This window comes from Streptococcus mitis (assembly GCF_001281025.1).
Classification (GTDB): Bacteria; Bacillota; Bacilli; order Lactobacillales; family Streptococcaceae; genus Streptococcus; species Streptococcus mitis_AK.
This window is the reverse complement of the sequence record NZ_CP012646.1, coordinates 1,282,915-1,301,218: the sequence shown is the minus strand read 5'-3', so window position 1 is coordinate 1,301,218 and position 18,304 is coordinate 1,282,915. Positions and strand designations below refer to the sequence as shown.

General features: G+C 39.0%; 21 protein-coding genes, 1 tRNA gene and 1 riboswitch. Of the genes, 2 read left to right on the top strand and 20 right to left on the bottom strand.

All coding sequences use genetic code 11. The features are described from left to right. Nucleotides 1-119 precede the first annotated feature (119 nt). From RN80_RS06355 to RN80_RS06280, 16 genes are all read right to left on the bottom strand, one after another. Nucleotides 120-461, bottom strand: a complete 342-nt coding sequence (locus RN80_RS06355) for a GntR family transcriptional regulator (protein ID WP_060628305.1) — start codon at nucleotides 459-461, stop codon at nucleotides 120-122. After that, on the bottom strand, nucleotides 458-679 hold the full coding sequence (locus RN80_RS06350; RefSeq protein ID WP_060628303.1) for a DUF1648 domain-containing protein: 222 nt from the start codon (nucleotides 677-679) through the stop codon (nucleotides 458-460). The genes RN80_RS06355 and RN80_RS06350 overlap by 4 nt, the downstream gene beginning before the upstream one ends. Nucleotides 680-697: 18 nt before the next feature. Next, nucleotides 698-2,257, bottom strand: a complete 1,560-nt coding sequence (locus tag RN80_RS06345; protein WP_060628301.1) for a putative ABC transporter permease subunit — start codon at nucleotides 2,255-2,257, stop codon at nucleotides 698-700. Continuing rightward, entirely contained in the window at nucleotides 2,250-2,960 is a 711-nt protein-coding gene (locus RN80_RS06340) for an ABC transporter ATP-binding protein (RefSeq protein ID WP_060628299.1), read from the bottom strand. The genes RN80_RS06345 and RN80_RS06340 overlap by 8 nt, the downstream gene beginning before the upstream one ends. Before the next feature lie 109 nt (nucleotides 2,961-3,069). Next, nucleotides 3,070-3,687: a TetR/AcrR family transcriptional regulator gene (locus tag RN80_RS06335; protein ID WP_060628297.1), complete on the bottom strand. Its 618-nt coding sequence runs from the start codon at nucleotides 3,685-3,687 to the stop codon at nucleotides 3,070-3,072. 118 nt (nucleotides 3,688-3,805) lie between these two features. Then, entirely contained in the window at nucleotides 3,806-5,161 is a 1,356-nt protein-coding gene (gene rlmD / locus RN80_RS06330) for a 23S rRNA (uracil(1939)-C(5))-methyltransferase RlmD (protein ID WP_060628294.1), read from the bottom strand. Nucleotides 5,162-5,234: 73 nt separating this feature from the next. After that, a complete protein-coding gene (locus tag RN80_RS06325) occupies nucleotides 5,235-6,209 on the bottom strand; it encodes a DUF1002 domain-containing protein (protein ID WP_049544654.1) in 975 nt (324 codons plus the stop codon). Nucleotides 6,210-6,282: 73 nt separating this feature from the next. Continuing rightward, nucleotides 6,283-6,897 carry a cell wall hydrolase Pmp23 gene (gene pmp23 / locus RN80_RS06320; RefSeq protein ID WP_023940692.1) on the bottom strand — a complete coding sequence of 205 codons (615 nt, stop codon included), beginning with the start codon at nucleotides 6,895-6,897 and terminating at the stop codon, nucleotides 6,283-6,285. Continuing rightward, nucleotides 6,897-7,871, bottom strand: a complete 975-nt coding sequence (locus RN80_RS06315; protein ID WP_060628293.1) for a nucleoid-associated protein — start codon at nucleotides 7,869-7,871, stop codon at nucleotides 6,897-6,899. The genes pmp23 and RN80_RS06315 overlap by 1 nt, the downstream gene beginning before the upstream one ends. 7 nt (nucleotides 7,872-7,878) lie before the next feature. Continuing rightward, nucleotides 7,879-9,135 (bottom strand): serine hydroxymethyltransferase, encoded by a 1,257-nt coding sequence (gene glyA / locus RN80_RS06310; RefSeq protein ID WP_060628291.1) that lies wholly within the window; start codon nucleotides 9,133-9,135, stop codon nucleotides 7,879-7,881. Nucleotides 9,136-9,194: 59 nt separating this feature from the next. Further along, the gene (locus RN80_RS06305) at nucleotides 9,195-9,626 is read right to left on the bottom strand and encodes a GNAT family N-acetyltransferase (protein ID WP_060628290.1); all 432 of its coding nucleotides are present in this window, start codon (nucleotides 9,624-9,626) and stop codon (nucleotides 9,195-9,197) included. A 1-nt stretch (nucleotide 9,627) separates the two neighbouring features. Then, nucleotides 9,628-10,230, bottom strand: a complete 603-nt coding sequence (locus RN80_RS06300) for an L-threonylcarbamoyladenylate synthase (protein ID WP_060628288.1) — start codon at nucleotides 10,228-10,230, stop codon at nucleotides 9,628-9,630. Continuing rightward, a complete protein-coding gene (gene prmC, locus RN80_RS06295) occupies nucleotides 10,214-11,050 on the bottom strand; it encodes a peptide chain release factor N(5)-glutamine methyltransferase (RefSeq protein WP_060628286.1) in 837 nt (278 codons plus the stop codon). The genes RN80_RS06300 and prmC overlap by 17 nt, the downstream gene beginning before the upstream one ends. Further along, nucleotides 11,050-12,129, bottom strand: a complete 1,080-nt coding sequence (gene prfA / locus RN80_RS06290) for a peptide chain release factor 1 (protein WP_060628285.1) — start codon at nucleotides 12,127-12,129, stop codon at nucleotides 11,050-11,052. Before prfA ends, prmC begins: the two co-directional genes overlap by 1 nt. Before the next feature lie 9 nt (nucleotides 12,130-12,138). Next, nucleotides 12,139-12,618, bottom strand: coding sequence for a GNAT family N-acetyltransferase (locus RN80_RS06285; protein WP_000151337.1), 480 nt, complete (start codon nucleotides 12,616-12,618; stop codon nucleotides 12,139-12,141). Beyond that, nucleotides 12,608-13,207 carry a thymidine kinase gene (locus RN80_RS06280; RefSeq protein ID WP_060628283.1) on the bottom strand — a complete coding sequence of 200 codons (600 nt, stop codon included), beginning with the start codon at nucleotides 13,205-13,207 and terminating at the stop codon, nucleotides 12,608-12,610. The genes RN80_RS06285 and RN80_RS06280 overlap by 11 nt, the downstream gene beginning before the upstream one ends. 123 nt (nucleotides 13,208-13,330) lie before the next feature. Here RN80_RS06280 and RN80_RS06275 point away from each other — a divergent pair, with 123 nt between their 5' ends. Both RN80_RS06275 and mnmE read left to right on the top strand, forming a co-directional pair. Next, nucleotides 13,331-13,513, top strand: coding sequence for a 4-oxalocrotonate tautomerase (locus RN80_RS06275; protein ID WP_001117401.1), 183 nt, complete (start codon nucleotides 13,331-13,333; stop codon nucleotides 13,511-13,513). Nucleotides 13,514-13,648: 135 nt separating this feature from the next. Next, a complete protein-coding gene (mnmE, locus tag RN80_RS06270; protein WP_060628282.1) occupies nucleotides 13,649-15,022 on the top strand; it encodes a tRNA uridine-5-carboxymethylaminomethyl(34) synthesis GTPase MnmE in 1,374 nt (457 codons plus the stop codon). Between the two features lie 46 nt (nucleotides 15,023-15,068). Here the strand turns inward: mnmE and dapA are convergent, their stop codons facing one another. From dapA to RN80_RS06250, 4 genes are all read right to left on the bottom strand, one after another. Further along, nucleotides 15,069-16,004: a 4-hydroxy-tetrahydrodipicolinate synthase gene (dapA, locus tag RN80_RS06265; protein ID WP_060628280.1), complete on the bottom strand. Its 936-nt coding sequence runs from the start codon at nucleotides 16,002-16,004 to the stop codon at nucleotides 15,069-15,071. 55 nt (nucleotides 16,005-16,059) lie between these two features. Next, a complete protein-coding gene (locus RN80_RS06260; protein WP_060628278.1) occupies nucleotides 16,060-17,136 on the bottom strand; it encodes an aspartate-semialdehyde dehydrogenase in 1,077 nt (358 codons plus the stop codon). A gap of 387 nt (nucleotides 17,137-17,523) precedes the next feature. Next, a tRNA-Thr gene (locus RN80_RS06255) sits at nucleotides 17,524-17,596 on the bottom strand. Nucleotides 17,597-17,695: 99 nt separating this feature from the next. Next, on the bottom strand, nucleotides 17,696-18,205 hold the full coding sequence (locus RN80_RS06250) for a QueT transporter family protein (RefSeq protein ID WP_000737072.1): 510 nt from the start codon (nucleotides 18,203-18,205) through the stop codon (nucleotides 17,696-17,698). Beyond that, nucleotides 18,203-18,299: riboswitch (PreQ1 riboswitch) on the bottom strand. It overlaps the preceding gene by 3 nt. Nucleotides 18,300-18,304 lie beyond the last annotated feature (5 nt).

Sequence of the window (18,304 nt, the reverse complement as noted above, 5' to 3'; positions counted from 1 at the left end):
TATTGTAGTGGAAGTAACTAATAATGTCAAGTTCTTTATTGGAAAATGCAAAAAAGCCTTATAATCAAGGCTTTTCTATACTTTCACAAAAATCCTAATAAATTTCCATTCAACTTCTTCTAAGCATCTTTTCTAAAAAATAAATTGACAATCTCATCTTCTAAAAAGCCTAGCTCATCAAGTTTTTCAAACAAAATTTTCACTAGCTTGTTAGATTCTTGATATCTTAACTCCTTTATTTCTTGCTCGCTTGCTATGACAAAATATCCTAATGTTCCACAGCTAATAACCAAATTCTGTTCTTCGAGAACTTTCATTGCTTTTTGGACAGTTGCCGGATTACACTTCTCGTTTTCTGCTAATCTCCTTATTGAAGGAATTTGTTGTTCAGGTGCATAATCACCTCTTAAAATAGTCGTTCTTAATTTTGATGCAATTTGTAAATATAGATGGGGTTTCATTTAATCTTTTTATTTTCACTTTCCCTAACAAACTTCCAATATGCAGAATAGGGGATGACTGTAGCTAGTAGAAGATAATATTTATTTGCAAACATATCTGCTTCTCCTTTTGCATTGAAATGAATCGGAACTTTTTCTGGGAGAAATCTACAAATAACAACTATTATAGCTAGCATTACTAATAACACCAAAATATCTTTTATCAGTCTGTTTTTCATCTTATTTTTCTCCTTTAACTAGATAAAATTTTTCTTGCTTATTGTTAAATAAACACCCATTGTAATAACCAATAAAACTACTGATACTAACTGTAAAACAAATATAATCGGAAGATTAAACAGCCAATTAAGCAAAAGTGGCGTAATAAGCGCAATCATACCAATAATTCCAGTTACAATAACAGGAAGACTTTGTTTGACAACTATCATCTCACTGTCCCAATCATAGTTAGGATATTTTTTATTTAATGAAATTCCGATTACCGTTATAAAAAGGGAGTAACATATAGGAACAATAACTAGATTCATAACTTGAATAGGATTCATATCAAGTTTCAGCATAAATACAGATACAGAGATCATATATCCAATCAAATGAAGTGTAAGGTTGACAGCTATCTTAGCATTTAAAATCATTTTCACTTCAACCGGAGAACTTTTCAAAATCCAAATATTTTTACCTTCTAAAGATATAGATGAAGCTGCTGGACAACTGAGTGAAAGCATAGATGAAATAAAGACGGGAGCTAAGTTTGAGAGATACTCATTTATATTTTCAATTCCTGCAGAATTTCCTATTTGACCTACAGAATTAAACAGGAAACATATACTAAAGACACATAAAAGAATCACTCCAAGCCCAGCATTCAAGACTGCCATATAAGAACTTAAAAATCGTCCAAGCTCTTTTTGATACAAGGCAAAAAATACCGATTTTCTTTCATAAGATACTTTGTCATTAGCATATCTTGATTTTGTATTGGCAAGTGTATTAAGTAGTCCATACTTCGACGAAGCAATTTTGACAAATAGATAAAAGACGACTATTGAAAGAACTATATAAAATCCCATCCCATAGTACATTGGAAAATTGTAGTATGACATAAATAGTCTAGAAATTGGATACAGTCCAGTAATTTGCTTAGCCAGAGTAACCCCAATACTATTTTCATCACCTGATTGCAAAGCTGATAATGCAAAATATCCAATTATACCTAGCATCGCAAATGAAAAAATAAGAGAGATAACATTTTTCCTTTTAAAAAAAGATGAAGCGACAACAATAACGATTCCCATGCATGCCGCTATACACATGGGGATCAAAGGGGCAAAAATTATAGAAGTAAAATACAATATAATCTGTAGGAGGTTTAAACTTCCGTTCAAGCCCCATACAATTCCACCTGGAAGCATAAACATCAAGCCTATTAAAAAATTCAATAAGTACATAAACATGAACTTGCTAGTGATAATATACGAACTTTTAACAGGTAAGGATAGGAGAATTTCCATATCTCGACTGCCAAATAAAATACCATTCGAATAAAAGACAGTCAAAAATAATATTGAAAAACTTGATACAGAGACCATATATGCCGGTATCAAGTCCTGCTGTCCGACGTGTACCAATGTTTTCGCTGTTAGTATATTATAAACAAAGCAAAATAAGGAAAGAGTTATTATGCCAAAACTCGCAATAGCCATTGAACTTTGTTTTTTATTTCCTGATTCTCTAATCTCGTTAATAGGAAAGAAATTAATCAATTGCGCTTTAAGCAGTATCCAAATGTTACTCATTGTCCTGCACCTCCATGAAAAATGCCTCCAATGATTCATCACCTTTGACGTCTCCTGTATTGCCACTTGCAATTAACTTTCCATTTTTGATAATAGCAATCTTATTACATAATTTTTCCGCAACATCCAATACATGGGTTGAAAAGAAAATAGCACCTCCATCTGAAACACACTCATGCATAATTTTCTTTAGTAGGAAAGTTGCTTTGGGATCTAGCCCAACAAAAGGTTCATCTAAAATCAACAGTTTGGGAGAATGTACAAGTGCAGAAATAATGGCTGTTCGTTGCTTCATACCATGTGAATATGAAGAAATAATCCCCGAAAGATGCTCAGTCATATCAAATAAATTACCGTATTTTTGGATTCTCTCCCTACGTATTTTTGTAGGAATTTCAAACAAGTCAGCAATAAAATTAATATATTGAAGTCCTGTCATATGTTCATACAAATCTGGATTATCTGGAATATACGCCATCATTTTTTTACAAATAACAGGTTCTTCTTTAATAGAATGACCGTTGATAATTATACTTCCGTCTTCAAAATCATGGATACCAACAACTGCCTTTATCGTTGACGTTTTTCCCGCACCATTTGCTCCAATAAAACCATAAATATCTCCAGGCTGTACTGAAATAGATAGGTTATCCACAACCTTCTTATCCCCATAACTTTTACTAAAATTCTTTATCTCTAACATATTTTCGTCCCCATTGACAATTTGTCAGTCTTATTTTGAAATAATACCGATAGCTTGTTTTGATTTAGCTATCGGTACATAGTTCTCTTTACAAACATTCTATCTTTTTTTAATTGCTAAAGAGTCCTTTTGTATTTAGATTTTGTTCCAGAATTATCTTAAATGCATTCAAGTAATCTTTGACAGGTTCTTTCTTTGAAGTTATTATACCTATGTTATTTGAAACAAAAACATAGGCTGTCATCAGAAATTCTGCTGTTTCTGATGGATATTTTACAGAAAATACTTTTTCTGAGATGCCTTGATTTATTATCCTCTCAAAATATATAGTCAGTTTTTCAATGAGCTTATGAGATAACTTATCTAACATATAACGATTTTCTTCAAGATCAACCGTCTTTTGTAACTCAGTTCCTTCCGCTGAAACGTTATCTGTAGAGATTATTGTGGCATCTATAAAGGATCTTATTTTTTCAATAGCAGTTTTGTCGTCATCATTGACAATCACATGAATATCTCTCAATAATTTCTCTGAATAACGTTCCACAAGACAATACAGAATATCTTCTTTGTTCTTAAAGTGATAGTATAACAAACCTCGTGATATATTTACCTTATCGACTATATCCTGAGTTGTTGTGTTCGCATATCCTTTCTCCATAAAGAGGAGCATAGCAGCATCCATAATCTCAGCCCGTCGAATTTCCGGATCTTTTACATCTCGCATTTTATTCCTCCTGATTATAAATCATACCACTTTACTGACAAATTGTCAATTATAAAATTACCTTTTTGAGGATACCAAAAAATCCTTGGTGTCAAGGATTTTTCGTCAACATTTTTTTCTAAGCTCGTACAAGCAGTGATACTGCCTCAACATGATGCGTCTGAGGAAATAGGTCAACCGGCTGGACTTTCTTCAATTCATATCCTAACTCTTGGTAGAGTTTGATATCACGCGCCATGGTTGCGACATTACATGAGATATAGGCGATGCGGTCTGCTCCTGTTTGACTACTTGCCTTGATAAAACTCTCAGTGAGGCCTTTTCTTGGTGGGTCCACTAGAATAACGGTTGGTTGAATACCTTCCTTGAGCCAATTCTTCATGGCGATTTCAGCTGTGTCACAGACATAGTTGGCATTTAAAATATTGTTCAGTTGAGCATTCTTCTTACTATTTTCAACCGCTTCTGGAATTACTTCAACACCATAGACTTCCTTGACGTGTTTCGCAACAGAGAGGCCAATCGTCCCGATACCAGAATAGGCATCAATAACCACGTCATCTTTTTTTAATTCAGCAAAGTCAATGGCTGTTTGATAGAGTTTTTCAGCCATTTCAGTATTGACTTGGTAAAAGGCTGGACCAGAGATTTGGTAGTCATTTCCCAGCATCTGGTCGGTAATATAGTCTTGTCCATAAAGGGTGCGCCATTCCTTACCAAAAATAGCATTAGTGTTCTGGTCATTAATATTTTGCATAACAGACACAATCTCTGGGAACTGCTTGATTAATTGTTCAATCAATTGTTCCACACGGAAAATCTTTGGACGGGTTGTTACCAAAATAACCATGATTTGTCCTGAGTAATGCCCACGACGTACCACAAGGTTTCGAATCAAGCCAGCTTGTTCCTTTTCATCATAAGGTTTCAGGTCATAACGACGGAGCAAGTCACGTAGAGCTACTACTACCTCATCAATCACAGGATCTTGGATAAAGAAATCTTCTAGAGGCATGAGGTCATGGGAATTCTTACGGAAAAATCCAATTTCTAAGACACCATTAACACGACGAACAGGCACCTGTGCCTTGTTACGGTACTTGACTGGATTTTCCATACCTAAAGTTTCAGAAACCTCTACATCAGCAATTCCTGCAATCTTGTAGAGACTGTCCTTAACTTGCTTGGTTTTAAATTTGAGCTGTTCTGGATAGGCAAGATGACCTAAATCCGCGATTCCTGAACGCAGGTAAGCCAAATCTAAATCTTGATTACGGTGTGGTGATTGAACAAGGTATTCTTCAACTTTACCAAAACCAATCTTTTTATTGACCTTGAGGACACGCATGAGGATTTTTTCACTCGGTAAAGCATTCTCGACAAAGAATACCAAACCATCCACCTTGGCCACTCCTGCACCTTCATGGGTCAAGTCAACAATTTCAACTTCTACAATATCATTTTTCTTTAACATTTTCTTCTCTTTCTATTGACCGACAAAAAAGACGGCAACGTTACGGTTACCATCTATTATACCATGATTTTTCTTAAGAACCAAAACTCTTGAAGAAGTTGACAATGGCTTGCCAGAGGGAGCTTAGGAAATTGCCGCCGTCCTCTAGCGCCTTATCAGCATCAAAGTTAAGGTTGATATTTTTAAAACTGTCGCCAGCTTGTGAAACAATACTTTGTTTAAGGTCATTCAGGGTTTTAGTGAAGTCTGCATTGCTGAGGATATCACTCTTCGATAGATTCAAAGCAAAATTGATGATGATATTGATTTGGTTTCCTGTTATAACCTGATCAAGTTTGTAATTTTTCAAGGTATCTTCAACAATTTTACGGATATCTTCCTCCGTCAGATTTCCCTTGCTTTCTTTAGCTTTGGCGAGTCCTGACTTGATATCAGCTAGGGCAACGTTTAATTTATTAGCATCATAGCCTGACTTGTCCTTGTTTTCAGCATTGATATCGGACAAAGCCTTCAACTCTTCTTGAGCCAAATCTTTGTTGGCTTGTGGCACCTTGGCTCCATTAGCTTCAAGTGAATAGTAAATCCCTGCTAAGGCACTCTCACCTGTAACTGAAATAGGTGCTGCTACAGTAATTTTGGCGTGTTCCACACCCAAAGTTACGGCCGCATTGCGGTACATATCCTGCGTCACCTTAGTGATGTTTTCTGGTGTTTCAATCTTGACCTCAAGTGGCGACTTGTCACCTAGCTTTTGAATCTTGGCTGATGAATACAATTGTAAGCTAGAGTCATTGGCAACATTCATAATCTTAGAATAGACATCAGGTGTCATGGTCTTGAGTTCTTTGGTGTCTGTTGAGGCATTGTAGCCTAGTTTTTTAAGGGTTTGATTTTTTTGATCTTCAGACAATGATGAACCTAGGACATATTCAGGTTGAACATAGGTTTCATCGATGACTTTTTGAACATCAGTTGCTGCATGGACACTATTCATAGCTGTTACTGCCCACAAGACCGCAGCACTGGTCAGAAAGAGTTTCTTTCTCATAGGGAATTTCCTCCTTTACCTTTCTAGAGTAATATATCTATCTTAAAGAAAACTTATAACAAAAACACCTGGACTAGCCAGATGTCGAAAAGAGAGTAAAACATTTGATGATGTAAAGGTTGAGTTGCACCTGTCTAGAATAATAATAGTTTCCTCCATTTACATAGAGTTCGGCTCCATGAAAAATGGAAATGGGGTGAATATAACTATAAGTCTTTCCAGTGGTGTTACCAAGCAAGGGAGCAACAGTATCACGAGAGTACTGTTTGGCCAGTGCTAGGGTGTTTTCCTTACCATTTTGGGCGATAAAATCGATATAGGCAGGTCCAAAATTATAGGCTTGAACAGCCGTCCAGACATCTACCCCCTTCTTCTGGGCCAGATAGAGATTGTCTGTCAGAGTTTGAACACCTTGCCGAATGCTTGACGCATTATCATTAATGGTGTTGGTGGAACCACTTGCAGACTCACTGGACTGCATAACATCGCCTTCTTTTCCTTTTGTTTCGGTATAAATCATAGCGAGCACAAGCTCTTCGTTTGCTGGGGTGTCTTTTTCACTCAAGATTTCTCGCACCATGGGTTGATAGGTCATGACTTGCTTGACATCTTGATGAACACGGTAAGCTTTATAGCCAGCAAAAAGGAAGACTGCTAGCACAAGCACTCTTCGAATTCGTTTAAACATTATTTACTTTGGATATCCTCGATATTTTTGATTAAGATAGAATAGGTTCCATTGTCGTTTTGGATAAACTCAACAGACTCGGCGTCTTGATAGACGTTATTAGGAACAATGAGCTCAATTCCATTTGACAAAGAAAGTTTTTGGTTTTCAAATTTTTTAAGCTGACGACTGGCATCAATTTCATCAAATTGAACTGGTTCTGGTACGGCTTCTTTGACTTGATCAATAAAGCTCAAACGAGCCGTCAGATTGTTGTCAAAAAGGTCGTTGGCCAATTTTTCAGGTGATAATTCATTGCTTTCTTCTAGGTTGTTGAAAATCGCTGATTTGACCTTAGATTGAAATTGAAAATCATCTGTGTTAAAAGTCTCAGCAATTCGCTGTGCCGTTTTTTCCAGTTCCTTGATAGATTTCTTTGGAGAAATCTTAGGGGAAACGGCAAGAAGATTGTCTGAAAAATAGTTCAAGAAAGTCCCATTGTACTTGATGCGTTTTTCAATCAGATGGTACTTGCGACTCTGAAGATTGACCACCAAGGCCTCATCAGCACCCGTTCCAAATCCAGGCAGGTTATTCTGAGTCAGCTTGATTGGATTATCGACCTCTCCTCCGAGGTGGGTCAAGGTTTCCCGCAGGGCGATTCGTAAGAAAGCAAAATGTTCTACACCTTCTTTAGAAAATTGCACAAAAATCAAGTCATTGGTCTTGAGATTTTCTGAAATGCTGAACTCCTCTTTCCAGAGATTAGCCAGTGTTACTGATGTCTCCAACAAATCGTCTGTGATGTGATTGAAGAAGGGATTTTCTTCTTCGAAAATCCCAGTCTTAGCTTCATCTGAATACACACGTTCAATTTTTTTACGCAAGTATTCTTCGATTTTTGGAGTGATATTGAGAAACTTATCCGCTAGGAACAGCTCGGTATCATCCGGGCTAAACTGATGGATAATAACTTTCTTAATATAAATGTCCATAAAAGTTTTAGTCCTCGTATAATGGGAAGGCATCTGTCAATTCTTTAACTGCACTTCTCACTTCTTCTAAGACAGCTTCATTTTCTGCATTTTTAAGGGTTTTAATAATAAGTTCAGCCACTTTGCGACTTTCTTCTTCACCAAATCCACGTGCAGTAATAGCTGCTGCTCCGATACGAATACCACTTGTCTTGAATGGTGACAAGCTTTCGTAAGGGATTGAGTTTTTATTTAGGGTAATATTGACTTCATCAAGCAAGTTTTGAGCAACTTTTCCGTTTTCTACAACCTTAGTCACATCCACTAGGAAGAGGTGGTTTTCAGTTCCTCCAGAAATAATACGGAAATCAGGGTCTTGCAAGAAGACATCTGCCATAGTCTTGCTGTTCTTGATAACATTGGCAGCATATTCCTTGAAGGCTGGATCCAAAACTTCTTTGAAGGAAACAGCTTTAGCCGCCACAACGTGCTCCAAAGGACCACCCTGGATACCAGGGAAAATAGCTGAATTGATTTTCTTAGCTAAGTCTTCATCATTGGTCAAAATCAAACCACCACGAGGTCCACGAAGGGTTTTGTGGGTCGTTGTTGTTGTGATATGAGCGTATGGAACTGGACTTGGGTGAAGACCAGCAGCAACCAAACCAGCGATATGAGCCATATCTACCATAAGTTTAGCCCCAACAGCGTCCGCAATTTCACGGAATTTTGAAAAGTCGATAATTTGAGAATAGGCTGAAGCACCTGCTACAATCAGTTTTGGTTTGACTTCTTGAGCTTGTTTCAAGATAGCATCAAAGTCTAAGAGTTCCGTTTCAGGGTCCACACTATAAGACACAAAGTTATAAGTTTGACCTGAGAAGCTGACAGGAGCTCCGTGAGTCAAGTGGCCACCTGCTGCCAAATCCATACCCATAACCGTATCGCCATGCTCAATCAAGGCCATGTAAGCAGCACAGTTGGCTTGGCTTCCTGAGTGAGGTTGGACATTGGCGAATTTAGCACCGAAAATTTCTTTTGCGCGTTCAATAGCAAGAGTCTCTACCACGTCTACCACATCAGTTCCACCATAATAACGGCGTCCTGGGTAGCCTTCGGCGTATTTATTCGTCAAGATAGACCCTTGAGCAGCCATAACAGCCTTGGAAACAACGTTTTCCGAAGCAATCAACTCAATGTTGTTTTGTTGGCGTTCTTCTTCTTTGGCAATAGCATTCCAGAGATCAGCATCATATGCTTTAAAATCGTCTTTGTCAAAAATCATAGGTCTTCTCCTTTATAGTGTGACTGGTCCTTTAGTTTGTTTTACAATAAGAAAATAAACTAAAAGATGCGAATAAATCGTTTCTGCACTTTATCACAAGTATAACCAACTTTTTCATAAAATGCATGAGCACCCAGACGATGATCGGCAGAGTTTAAGCGGATAAACCCATAACCACGTCTTTTTGCTTCTTCTTCCAACCCTTGTAATAAGCTTTTACCAATACCTTGCCCTTGTGCTTGAGGTGAAACTGCTAAAGCTAAAATATTAAATCCTGCTTTAGAATAAAGTGATTCATAGACCTCAGCGTGGACATATCCAAGTAAGACATGACTAGCTTCATCCTCATAGCCAAGAAGGAAATGATGGGAATCCTGAGATAGTCTAGCTAATTGACTAGCCGTTTCCTCTGGACTAAAAGAATAGCCCAAAGCTTCTTGGTTAATGTCACATATAGCTTTCACATCAGTTTCTCTTAAATTTCTTAGCATCTCATTCCTCCTCAAAAGAAATCTCTGGCAGCTGAGCAAGAATATCTTCTCGCTTAATGGCCCCTTGGCGTAAGATTTTCACCTTGTCTCCAGACAAATCCAAAATAGTTGAATCCTGTCCAGTTAGAAAAGCATCGTCTTCTAGCCCCAAAACCTCTTGGTCAAAATCCTCTAGAATTTGAGCAAAGGTCACTCCACTAGCCCGACCTGAAATATTGGCAGACGGCCCAATCAAGGGACCTGTCTCTCGAATCAAATCAAGGGTAATGGGATGACTAGGCATCCGAAATCCAACAGTTTCAAGGCAAGAATTGACCCAATAGGGAACTCTATCATTTGCTTCAAGAATAAGTGTCAAGGGACCTGGTAAAAAGGTCTCTACAAGTTTTTGTAGATAAGTTGGCTGATTCTTAGAAAAGTGCAAGATGTCCTCTAGAGAGGCGATATTGAGGTTAAGCGCCTTATCTCTTGGACGACGTTTAATCTGGTATACATGATTAACTGCTTTTTCGTCTAGAGCCTTGGCAAAAAGACCGTAAACTGTCTCTGTAGGTAGAACGACAGCTCCACCATTTTCCAACTCTTGTTTAATACTGTCCATCATCAACCACGACCATCCTATCTTGACCAAATTGATCCTTAAGTGTTCTTACACGTTTTTCAGGAAGATGCTTCCTAAAAAGTTCAGGAACACTTTGACCTTGCTTGTATCCAATTTCAAGGTAAATCTTACCACCATCTTTGAGATAGTCTTTTGCATCTTCCGCAATTCTACGGTAAATAGCTAGGCCATCCTCGTCTGCAAAGAGAGCTAGATGAGGCTCCGAATGCAAAACATTCAAGCCGACCTCTGACTCATCTTCACGAGAGATATAGGGTGGATTGGAAATAATTATATCATATTTTTCAGAAATTTCTGTAAAACAGTCAGATTTTTTTAAAAATATTTGAAGATTTTGATTTTTAGCATTTTCGCTAGCTACATCTAAAGCATCTTGGGAAATATCTGCTGCTGTCACTGACCAATTTGGTCTGTTTTTTGCTAGGGCAAGAGCAATAGCTCCACTACCTGTTCCAATATCTAGAACTGATAGATTCATCTCAGGATTTTCAGCCAGGATAAGCTCCACCAACTCCTCTGTTTCTGGACGAGGGATCAATACTCGCTCATCAACTTTTAACTGCATTCCATAAAAATCTTCCTGTCCGATGATATACTGTGCTGGTTTATGATCTACTAACTGTTGAAAAATTCCTTTTACAAATTGTTTTTCTTCCTCTGTTACCTCTTTCTGGAGAGCAAAAACAAAATCTGTGAAAGGGAGATTTTTCAGGCTACGATAGACAAAAGAGAGGCTTTCAGCTTCCTCTCCTTGTCTTATCAACTCTTCTTCAAAATCTGAAAATAATTGAGCTAATTTCATTATTTGTTTAATTCTTCTAATTTTTGTGTTTGGTCATAAAGAACCAAGGCATCCACAACTTCGTCCAATTTACCAGATAAAATCGTATCTAGTTTTTGGAGGGTCAATCCAATACGGTGGTCTGTGACACGGTTTTGTGGGAAGTTATAAGTACGAATCCGTTCTGAACGGTCACCAGTACCGATTGTTGACTTACGCTCAGCGTCTTGTTCATCCTGAGCAATTTGTGCAAAGTGGTCAGCAACACGCGCACGGATGATTTTCATGGCTTTCTCACGGTTCTTCTGCTGAGTACGTTCTTCCTGCATCTCAACCTTGATATTGGTTGGCAAGTGAACGATACGAACGGCAGTCGCAACCTTATTGACGTTCTGTCCACCAGCACCAGAGGCGTGATAGATGTCGACACGAAGGTCTTTTGGATCAATATCGTATTCTACTTCTTCAACTTCAGGCATGACAAGAACTGTGGCAGTTGATGTATGGACACGACCTTGGCTTTCTGTCACAGGGACACGTTGCACACGGTGGGCACCTGATTCGTACTTAAGCTTAGAGTAAACAGACTGACCTGAAACCATGGCAACCACTTCTTTGAAACCGCCAACACCATTCATAGAAGCCTCCATGACTTCAAAGCGCCAGCCTTGGGCTTCTGCATACTTTTGGTACATAGTTAGAAGGTCTCCGGCGAAAAGTGCCGCTTCGTCACCACCAGCCGCTCCACGAATTTCAAGGATGATGTTCTTGTCATCGTTTGGATCCTTTGGAAGGAGCAAAATTTTCAATTTCTCTTCGTATTCTTCTTTTTCAGCCTTGGCATCTTTTAATTCTTGCTTGGCCATTTCTTCTAAGTCCGCATCTCCACCTGATTCCTTAATCATCTCTTCAGCATCAACGATGTTTTGAAGGACTTGTTTGTATTCTAGGTAAGCCGTCACTGTATCACGGCTTGAAGCCTCTTCTTTTGAGAGCTCCATGAAACGCTTGGTGTCCGAAACCACATCTGGGTCGCTGAGCAACTCTCCTAATTCTTCATAACGGTCTTCTACAGCTTGTAGTTGATCATAGATGTTCATTTTTTCTCCTTATTTCTCAATTGTTAAATCATAGATTGCTACTACTTCGTTCTCGGATATTTCCCCAGTTTCTTTAAATCCATAACTGAGGTAACAATATCTTGCATGTTCATTTTCTGGTTCATAAGACAACCAAAGTTTATTGCTTAAACCTGCTGGCGCTGTCCGAACATAGTCTAGTACTTTATCCATAATTGGTTTAAAATATCCTTGATTTTGAAAATTCTTATCAATCATAAAACGAAATAGTAAATAATTTCCACTACTAATTCCGATCTTTTTATCATAAGCTATCATCACAAAACCTATAATTGCATCATTATCATAAACTGTCAATGGAGCTACAAAATCTCCATTTTTAGTGTAGACGTATGCTTCAGCTAAACTAATTGCGTTGGTTGCAATGAATTGTTTTTGATATTCCTTGACATCCAAATTCAAAACATCAAAATAATTTTCCATTGTAACATCTCTTAGTTCAATTGTCATAGTTTTGCTCCTTGTTAGAGGTTATCATTGGCGCAAAATAATGTTTACGGCAAACCGAGATATAGGTTTCATTGCCACCGATCTGAATCTGCTCACCATCATAAACGGGCAGTCCATCCTGAGTACGCAACACCATGGTCGCCTTTTTCTTGCAATACTGACAAATGGTCTTGATTTCATCAATCTTATCTGCTAAAAGCAAGAGATATTTGGAACCTTCGAACAGTTCGTTACGAAAGTCATTTTTCAAACCAAAAGCCATGACGGGTATGTCTAACTCATCGACAACGCGAGCTAGGTCGTAAACATGGTGACGCTTGAGAAACTGGGCTTCATCTACCAAAACACAGTATGGTTTTTCAGATAAATCTCGGATATAGCCGAAGATATCCGTCGTCTCCTCAATCGCAAGGGCAGGGCGTTTCATGCCAATTCGACTCGACACATAGCCAACACCGTCACGCGTATCCAGAGCCGATGTCATAATGACAACACCTTTTCCTTGCTCCTCATAGTTATAGGCCACCTTGAGAATCTCAATGGTCTTACCTGAGTTCATGGTCCCATAACGATAATACAACTGTGCCATGTTTCTTGCTTCACGTCCATTTCTAAATTTTTGCTACATTCTAGTATATCATAATTTTCTTAAGCTTTAAACGGCAAAATGTGGTAAAATAGAAGAAATCAAAAACTAGTGGAGGAAGCTATTATGCCATTTGTACGCATCGATTTATTTGAAGGACGCACGCTCGAGCAAAAGAAAGCTCTTGCTAAGGAAGTAACAGAAGCTGTGGTCCGTAACACTGGAGCCCCTCAATCTGCTGTCCATGTCATCATCAACGACATGCCAGAAGGAACTTATTTCCCACAAGGGGAAATGCGCACCAAATAAGCTAGCTTAAGCAGAAATGCTTAGGCTTTTTCAATCTCCAAGTAGCATCCATTGAAGAAATAGTCTAAATTTGTTACAATTTGAAAAGAGACTTGGAATATTCCAAGAAAAGAGCTATTAATTAAAGGAAACATTATGATTACACGTGAATTTGATACCATCGCTGCTATTTCTACTCCACTAGGTGAAGGGGCTATTGGTATTGTACGCCTGAGCGGAACAGATAGTTTTGCGATTGCGCAAAAGATTTTTAAAGGAAAAGACTTGAGTCAGGTTGCTAGCCATACCCTTAACTACGGTCACATCGTTGACCCTCAGACAGGAAAAGTCATGGACGAGGTTATGGTTGGAGCTATGAAGTCTCCAAAGACCTTCACTCGTGAGGATATTATCGAGATTAACACCCACGGTGGGATTGCGGTGACCAATGAGATTCTCCAGCTAGCTATCCGTGAAGGAGCTCGATTGGCTGAACCTGGTGAATTTACCAAACGTGCCTTTTTAAACGGTCGCGTAGATTTGACACAGGCCGAGGCCGTGATGGATATCATCCGCGCCAAGACAGACAAGGCCATGAACATTGCAGTCAAACAATTAGATGGTTCCCTTTCTGATCTTATCAATAATACCCGTCAAGAAATCCTCAATACACTTGCCCAAGTCGAGGTCAATATTGATTATCCTGAGTACGACGATGTTGAGGAAGCCACTACTGCTGTTGTCCGTGAGAAGACTATGGAGTTTGAGCAATTGCTAACTAATCTCCTTAGGACAGCCCGTCGCGGCAAAATCCTCCGTGAGGGAATTTCAACAGCTATCATCGGACGCCCCAACGTTGGGAAATCAAGCCTTCTCAACAACCTCTTGCGTGAGGACAAGGCTATCGTCACAGATATTGCTGGTACGACACGTGATGTCATTGAAGAATACGTCAACATCAACGGTGTTCCTCTAAAATTGATTGACACAGCTGGTATTCGTGAAACGGATGATATCGTAGAACAAATCGGTGTTGAGCGTTCGAAAAAAGCTCTTAAGGAAGCTGACTTGGTTCTGCTAGTACTAAACGCTAGCGAGCCCTTAACTGCCCAAGACCGACAACTTCTTGAGATTAGCCAAGATACAAACCGTATTATTCTTCTTAATAAAACCGACCTGCCTGAAGCGATTGAAACTTCGGAACTACCTGAAGACGTTATTCGTATTTCAGTCCTTAAAAACCAAAATATTGATAAGATTGAAGAACGTATTAACAACCTCTTCTTTGAAAATGCTGGTTTGGTTGAGCAAGACGCAACTTACTTGTCAAATGCCCGTCATATTTCCTTGATTGAGAAGGCTGTTGAAAGCCTACAGGCTGTTAATGAAGGGCTGGAACTAGGTATGCCAGTTGACTTGCTTCAAGTTGACTTGACTCGTACTTGGGAAATCCTCGGAGAAATCACTGGAGATGCTGCTCCTGATGAACTCATTACCCAACTTTTTAGCCAATTCTGTTTAGGAAAATAAGAAAAATCCATGATCGTTCTTGCGGTCATGGATTTTATTGTCTTTATTAGTAATCTGGTCTTAAGACTCCTGTTACAGTTGCCTTAGTTGCTTCGTAGTCGCCATCTACAACAACCTTGACAATGCGTTTGGCATCTTCTTCTGGTGCTGGAACAAGAGGTAGACGAGTTGGTCCAGCTTCAAATCCCATATAGTTCAGAACTGCCTTAACAGGAGCAGGACTTGGATAAGAGAAGAGAGCATTAACTTTAGGAATGAACTTGCGTTGAATAGCTGCAGCTGTCTTCATATCACTTTCTGCAATGGCAGTAAACATCTCGTGCATTTCATCCCCATTTGTATGGGATGCAACAGAAATAACCCCGTCAGCACCAAGGTTCATGGCATGGAAAGCATCTCCGTCCTCACCAGTGTAGACCAAGAACTCTTCTGGCTTGTGTTCAATCAGGTAAGCCATATTGGCCAAGCTAGTACATTCTTTGACACCGATAATATTTGGATGATCAGCCAAACGAAGCATAGTTTCTGGAGTCAATTCGACAACCACACGACCTGGAATGTTATAGATAATAATTGGTAGGTCAGAAGCATCTGCAATCGCCTTAAAATGCTGATACATTCCTTCTTGAGAAGGTTTGTTGTAGTAAGGAACAATAGCAAGCCCAGCTGCGAAACCACCAAATTCTGCTACTTCTTTGACAAACTCGATAGAGTCACGCGTATCATTGGTACCCACACCCGCAATCAAAGGCACACGTCCATTGACAATCTTTTGTACAGCCGCAAACAGTTCCAACTCCTCATCATGGGTCAAGGTTGGACTCTCAGCAGTGGTCCCTGCGAGAAGAATTCCATCCGTATGATGGTCCAATAAATGCTCAATCAAGGCTGGAATAGCATCGAAGTTGATGGAACCATCCTCATGGAAGGGGGTAATAAAGGCCGTGATGATTTTACACTCTTTTAAATCTTGATAAGACATGAAAACACCTCTCTATTTCAAAGAAGGAGTTCATCTGAACTCCTAAACGATATGACTATTTTAATTCAAATTTCAATTCAGCTATTGGACGAACCAAGCCACGTTCGTGAAGAGTTTCTGCAATCTGAACTGAGTTCCAAGCAGCACCTTTGAGCAGATTGTCTGAAACAACCCACATGTGAATTCCTTTTTCAGCATCCAAGTCTTTACGGATACGACCAACAAAGGTATCACGTGAACCAACTGCATTGATGGCTTGAGGATAGATTTGATGGGCTACATCATCTTCGAGAACAGCACCTGGGAAGGCTGCGATAGCTGCTTTTACTTCTTCAATTGGAGCCACTTCTTTTGTTTCGATATAAACTGACTCAGAGTGAGCTGACAAGACTGGAATACGCACACATGTTGCAGATACTGCAATGCTATCATCTTCCATAATTTTCTTAGTTTCCTTAGTCATCTTCATCTCTTCGTAAGTGTAATCATTGTCAGTGAAGACATCGATTTGTGGAAGAGCATTGAAGGCGATAGGATAATGTTTCTTGTCCCCACCTGAAGGCAAGATTTCGGCATGTAAATCACGTGGTTTCACTCCATCATTCAAGACTTCACGAAGTTCACGTTGTGTCTCAAGAATTGCTCCCATACCAGCACCTGAAACTGCTTGGTAAGTTGAAACAATGATACGGTCCAAGCCCCATTTTTGGCGAACTGGCTCAAGAGCCACCATCATTTGAATTGTTGAACAGTTAGGGCAGGCAATGATACCGTTGTGGGCGTCAAGTGCATGAGCATTAACCTCTGGAACAACCAATGGAACATCTGGATTTTGACGGAAGTAAGATGTATTATCTACTACTACCGCACCAGCTTTAACTGCGTATGGTGCATATTTAGCTGATGTAGAACCACCTGCTGAAAAGAGAGCAATATCAACTCCTTCAAAAGCTGTTTCAGTTGTTTCTTCAATCGTAATATCTTGGTCTTTAAATTTCAAAGTCTTGCCTGCTGAACGTGCAGAAGCAAGTAAACGGATTTTATCGATTGGAAGTGTTGATTCTTCCAACATTTTTATCATCTGAGCTCCGACAGCACCTGTCGCGCCGACTACAGCAACTGTATATCCCATAAATAACCTCTTTCGGAATTTTCTAAAAATTTCTATAATAGATGTATTATACTACTTTTTCCATGAATTGCAAAGCATTTTCATCTTTTTTTGGAAAATAAAAATCCCCAGTCGTTAGACCAGGGACTAAGAGGCATCTTCATGTGATGAGCAGGTTCACACAACTCATCAAGGTCCGCTCCTGCGTTATGACCTCCTTATGCTCAATAGTAGTCCGAAGACTACCTATCGACTCATCGCATCTTCTATTCTACTAAAGAGAATCACTTTTGTCAACAGACGAAACTCTTTAGTTTCATTTACACAGCTGAATAGAAATATCTTTGAAACATTTGATGCATACATAACAAAAACCCTTGTAAATCAAGGGCTTTTCTGTCTATTTTATGCTAATTGCCGGGATTGAACCGGCGACCTCATCCTTACCATGGATGCGCTCTGCCAACTGAGCTAAATCAGCTTACTTAAGAAGTATACTATAGTTAGAAAAACTTGTCAAGTTTCCTTAGAAATTTTCCATAAGAAAAAGCCAGGTAAGAGCCACCTAGCTTATCTTCTTCTATTTGCTTAAATCGATTCGACGACCAATTTTACCAATGATAATCGCACCAATAATTAATGAGGCAAATTCACCAATTCCTGTTGTGAACCAAGTAAGGAAAAATGGTAATTGCGCTACGATATTCAACTCTGCAGCGATGGTAAACATGGAAATTGAAAAGAGGATTGAAAAGAAGAAATGATCTTTTCGAATTAATCCATTAAAGAGGTAATCTTTGCTGTATTTTGCAAAAAGCCAAACACCTAGACTAAGGAATACTAGGGTTGATCCACCACCAACAAAGACATCTAGCAGTCCGAAGCTAAAGAAATTAGCAATCATACAACCGATGGTAACTCCAATGATATACTTAGGATTGTAAAAAGCCATAAAGTTCATCATTTCTGAAATACGAAACTGATAAGCACCATAGCTGATGGCATTTAGGGGCGGTGTAACAGTCAAAACGACATAGATAGCAGCGACGATTGCAATATCTGCAACATCACGAATAGTTAATTTTTTCATCTTTTCTCCTTTGGCGGTTTCCCGCGTATAATATGCTTGGTGAAAGAAGCTAAGCACCAAGAGTTGCTTGAATCAACCTTACTAGTATAGCACAATAAC

Excerpts from the sequence above, each read along its gene's own strand:
- RN80_RS06275 (WP_001117401.1), top strand. The coding sequence starts at position 13,331 with ATGCCATTTGTACGCATCGATTTATTTGAAGGACGCACGCTCGAGCAA.
- RN80_RS06250 (WP_000737072.1), bottom strand. The coding sequence starts at position 18,205 with ATGAAAAAATTAACTATTCGTGATGTTGCAGATATTGCAATCGTCGCT.
- RN80_RS06350 (WP_060628303.1), bottom strand. The coding sequence starts at position 679 with ATGAAAAACAGACTGATAAAAGATATTTTGGTGTTATTAGTAATGCTA.
- dapA (WP_060628280.1), bottom strand. The coding sequence starts at position 16,004 with ATGTCTTATCAAGATTTAAAAGAGTGTAAAATCATCACGGCCTTTATT.
- RN80_RS06315 (WP_060628293.1), bottom strand. The coding sequence starts at position 7,871 with ATGGACATTTATATTAAGAAAGTTATTATCCATCAGTTTAGCCCGGAT.
- RN80_RS06280 (WP_060628283.1), bottom strand. The coding sequence starts at position 13,207 with ATGGCACAGTTGTATTATCGTTATGGGACCATGAACTCAGGTAAGACC.
- prfA (WP_060628285.1), bottom strand. The coding sequence starts at position 12,129 with ATGAACATCTATGATCAACTACAAGCTGTAGAAGACCGTTATGAAGAA.
- pmp23 (WP_023940692.1), bottom strand. The coding sequence starts at position 6,897 with ATGTTTAAACGAATTCGAAGAGTGCTTGTGCTAGCAGTCTTCCTTTTT.
- glyA (WP_060628291.1), bottom strand. The coding sequence starts at position 9,135 with ATGATTTTTGACAAAGACGATTTTAAAGCATATGATGCTGATCTCTGG.
- RN80_RS06305 (WP_060628290.1), bottom strand. The coding sequence starts at position 9,626 with ATGCTAAGAAATTTAAGAGAAACTGATGTGAAAGCTATATGTGACATT.
- RN80_RS06340 (WP_060628299.1), bottom strand. The coding sequence starts at position 2,960 with ATGTTAGAGATAAAGAATTTTAGTAAAAGTTATGGGGATAAGAAGGTT.
- RN80_RS06335 (WP_060628297.1), bottom strand. The coding sequence starts at position 3,687 with ATGCGAGATGTAAAAGATCCGGAAATTCGACGGGCTGAGATTATGGAT.
- RN80_RS06285 (WP_000151337.1), bottom strand. The coding sequence starts at position 12,618 with ATGACAATTGAACTAAGAGATGTTACAATGGAAAATTATTTTGATGTT.
- RN80_RS06325 (WP_049544654.1), bottom strand. The coding sequence starts at position 6,209 with ATGAGAAAGAAACTCTTTCTGACCAGTGCTGCGGTCTTGTGGGCAGTA.
- RN80_RS06355 (WP_060628305.1), bottom strand. The coding sequence starts at position 461 with ATGAAACCCCATCTATATTTACAAATTGCATCAAAATTAAGAACGACT.
- RN80_RS06345 (WP_060628301.1), bottom strand. The coding sequence starts at position 2,257 with ATGAGTAACATTTGGATACTGCTTAAAGCGCAATTGATTAATTTCTTT.
- RN80_RS06260 (WP_060628278.1), bottom strand. The coding sequence starts at position 17,136 with ATGGGATATACAGTTGCTGTAGTCGGCGCGACAGGTGCTGTCGGAGCT.
- mnmE (WP_060628282.1), top strand. The coding sequence starts at position 13,649 with ATGATTACACGTGAATTTGATACCATCGCTGCTATTTCTACTCCACTA.
- prmC (WP_060628286.1), bottom strand. The coding sequence starts at position 11,050 with ATGAAATTAGCTCAATTATTTTCAGATTTTGAAGAAGAGTTGATAAGA.
- RN80_RS06300 (WP_060628288.1), bottom strand. The coding sequence starts at position 10,230 with ATGATGGACAGTATTAAACAAGAGTTGGAAAATGGTGGAGCTGTCGTT.
- rlmD (WP_060628294.1), bottom strand. The coding sequence starts at position 5,161 with ATGTTAAAGAAAAATGATATTGTAGAAGTTGAAATTGTTGACTTGACC.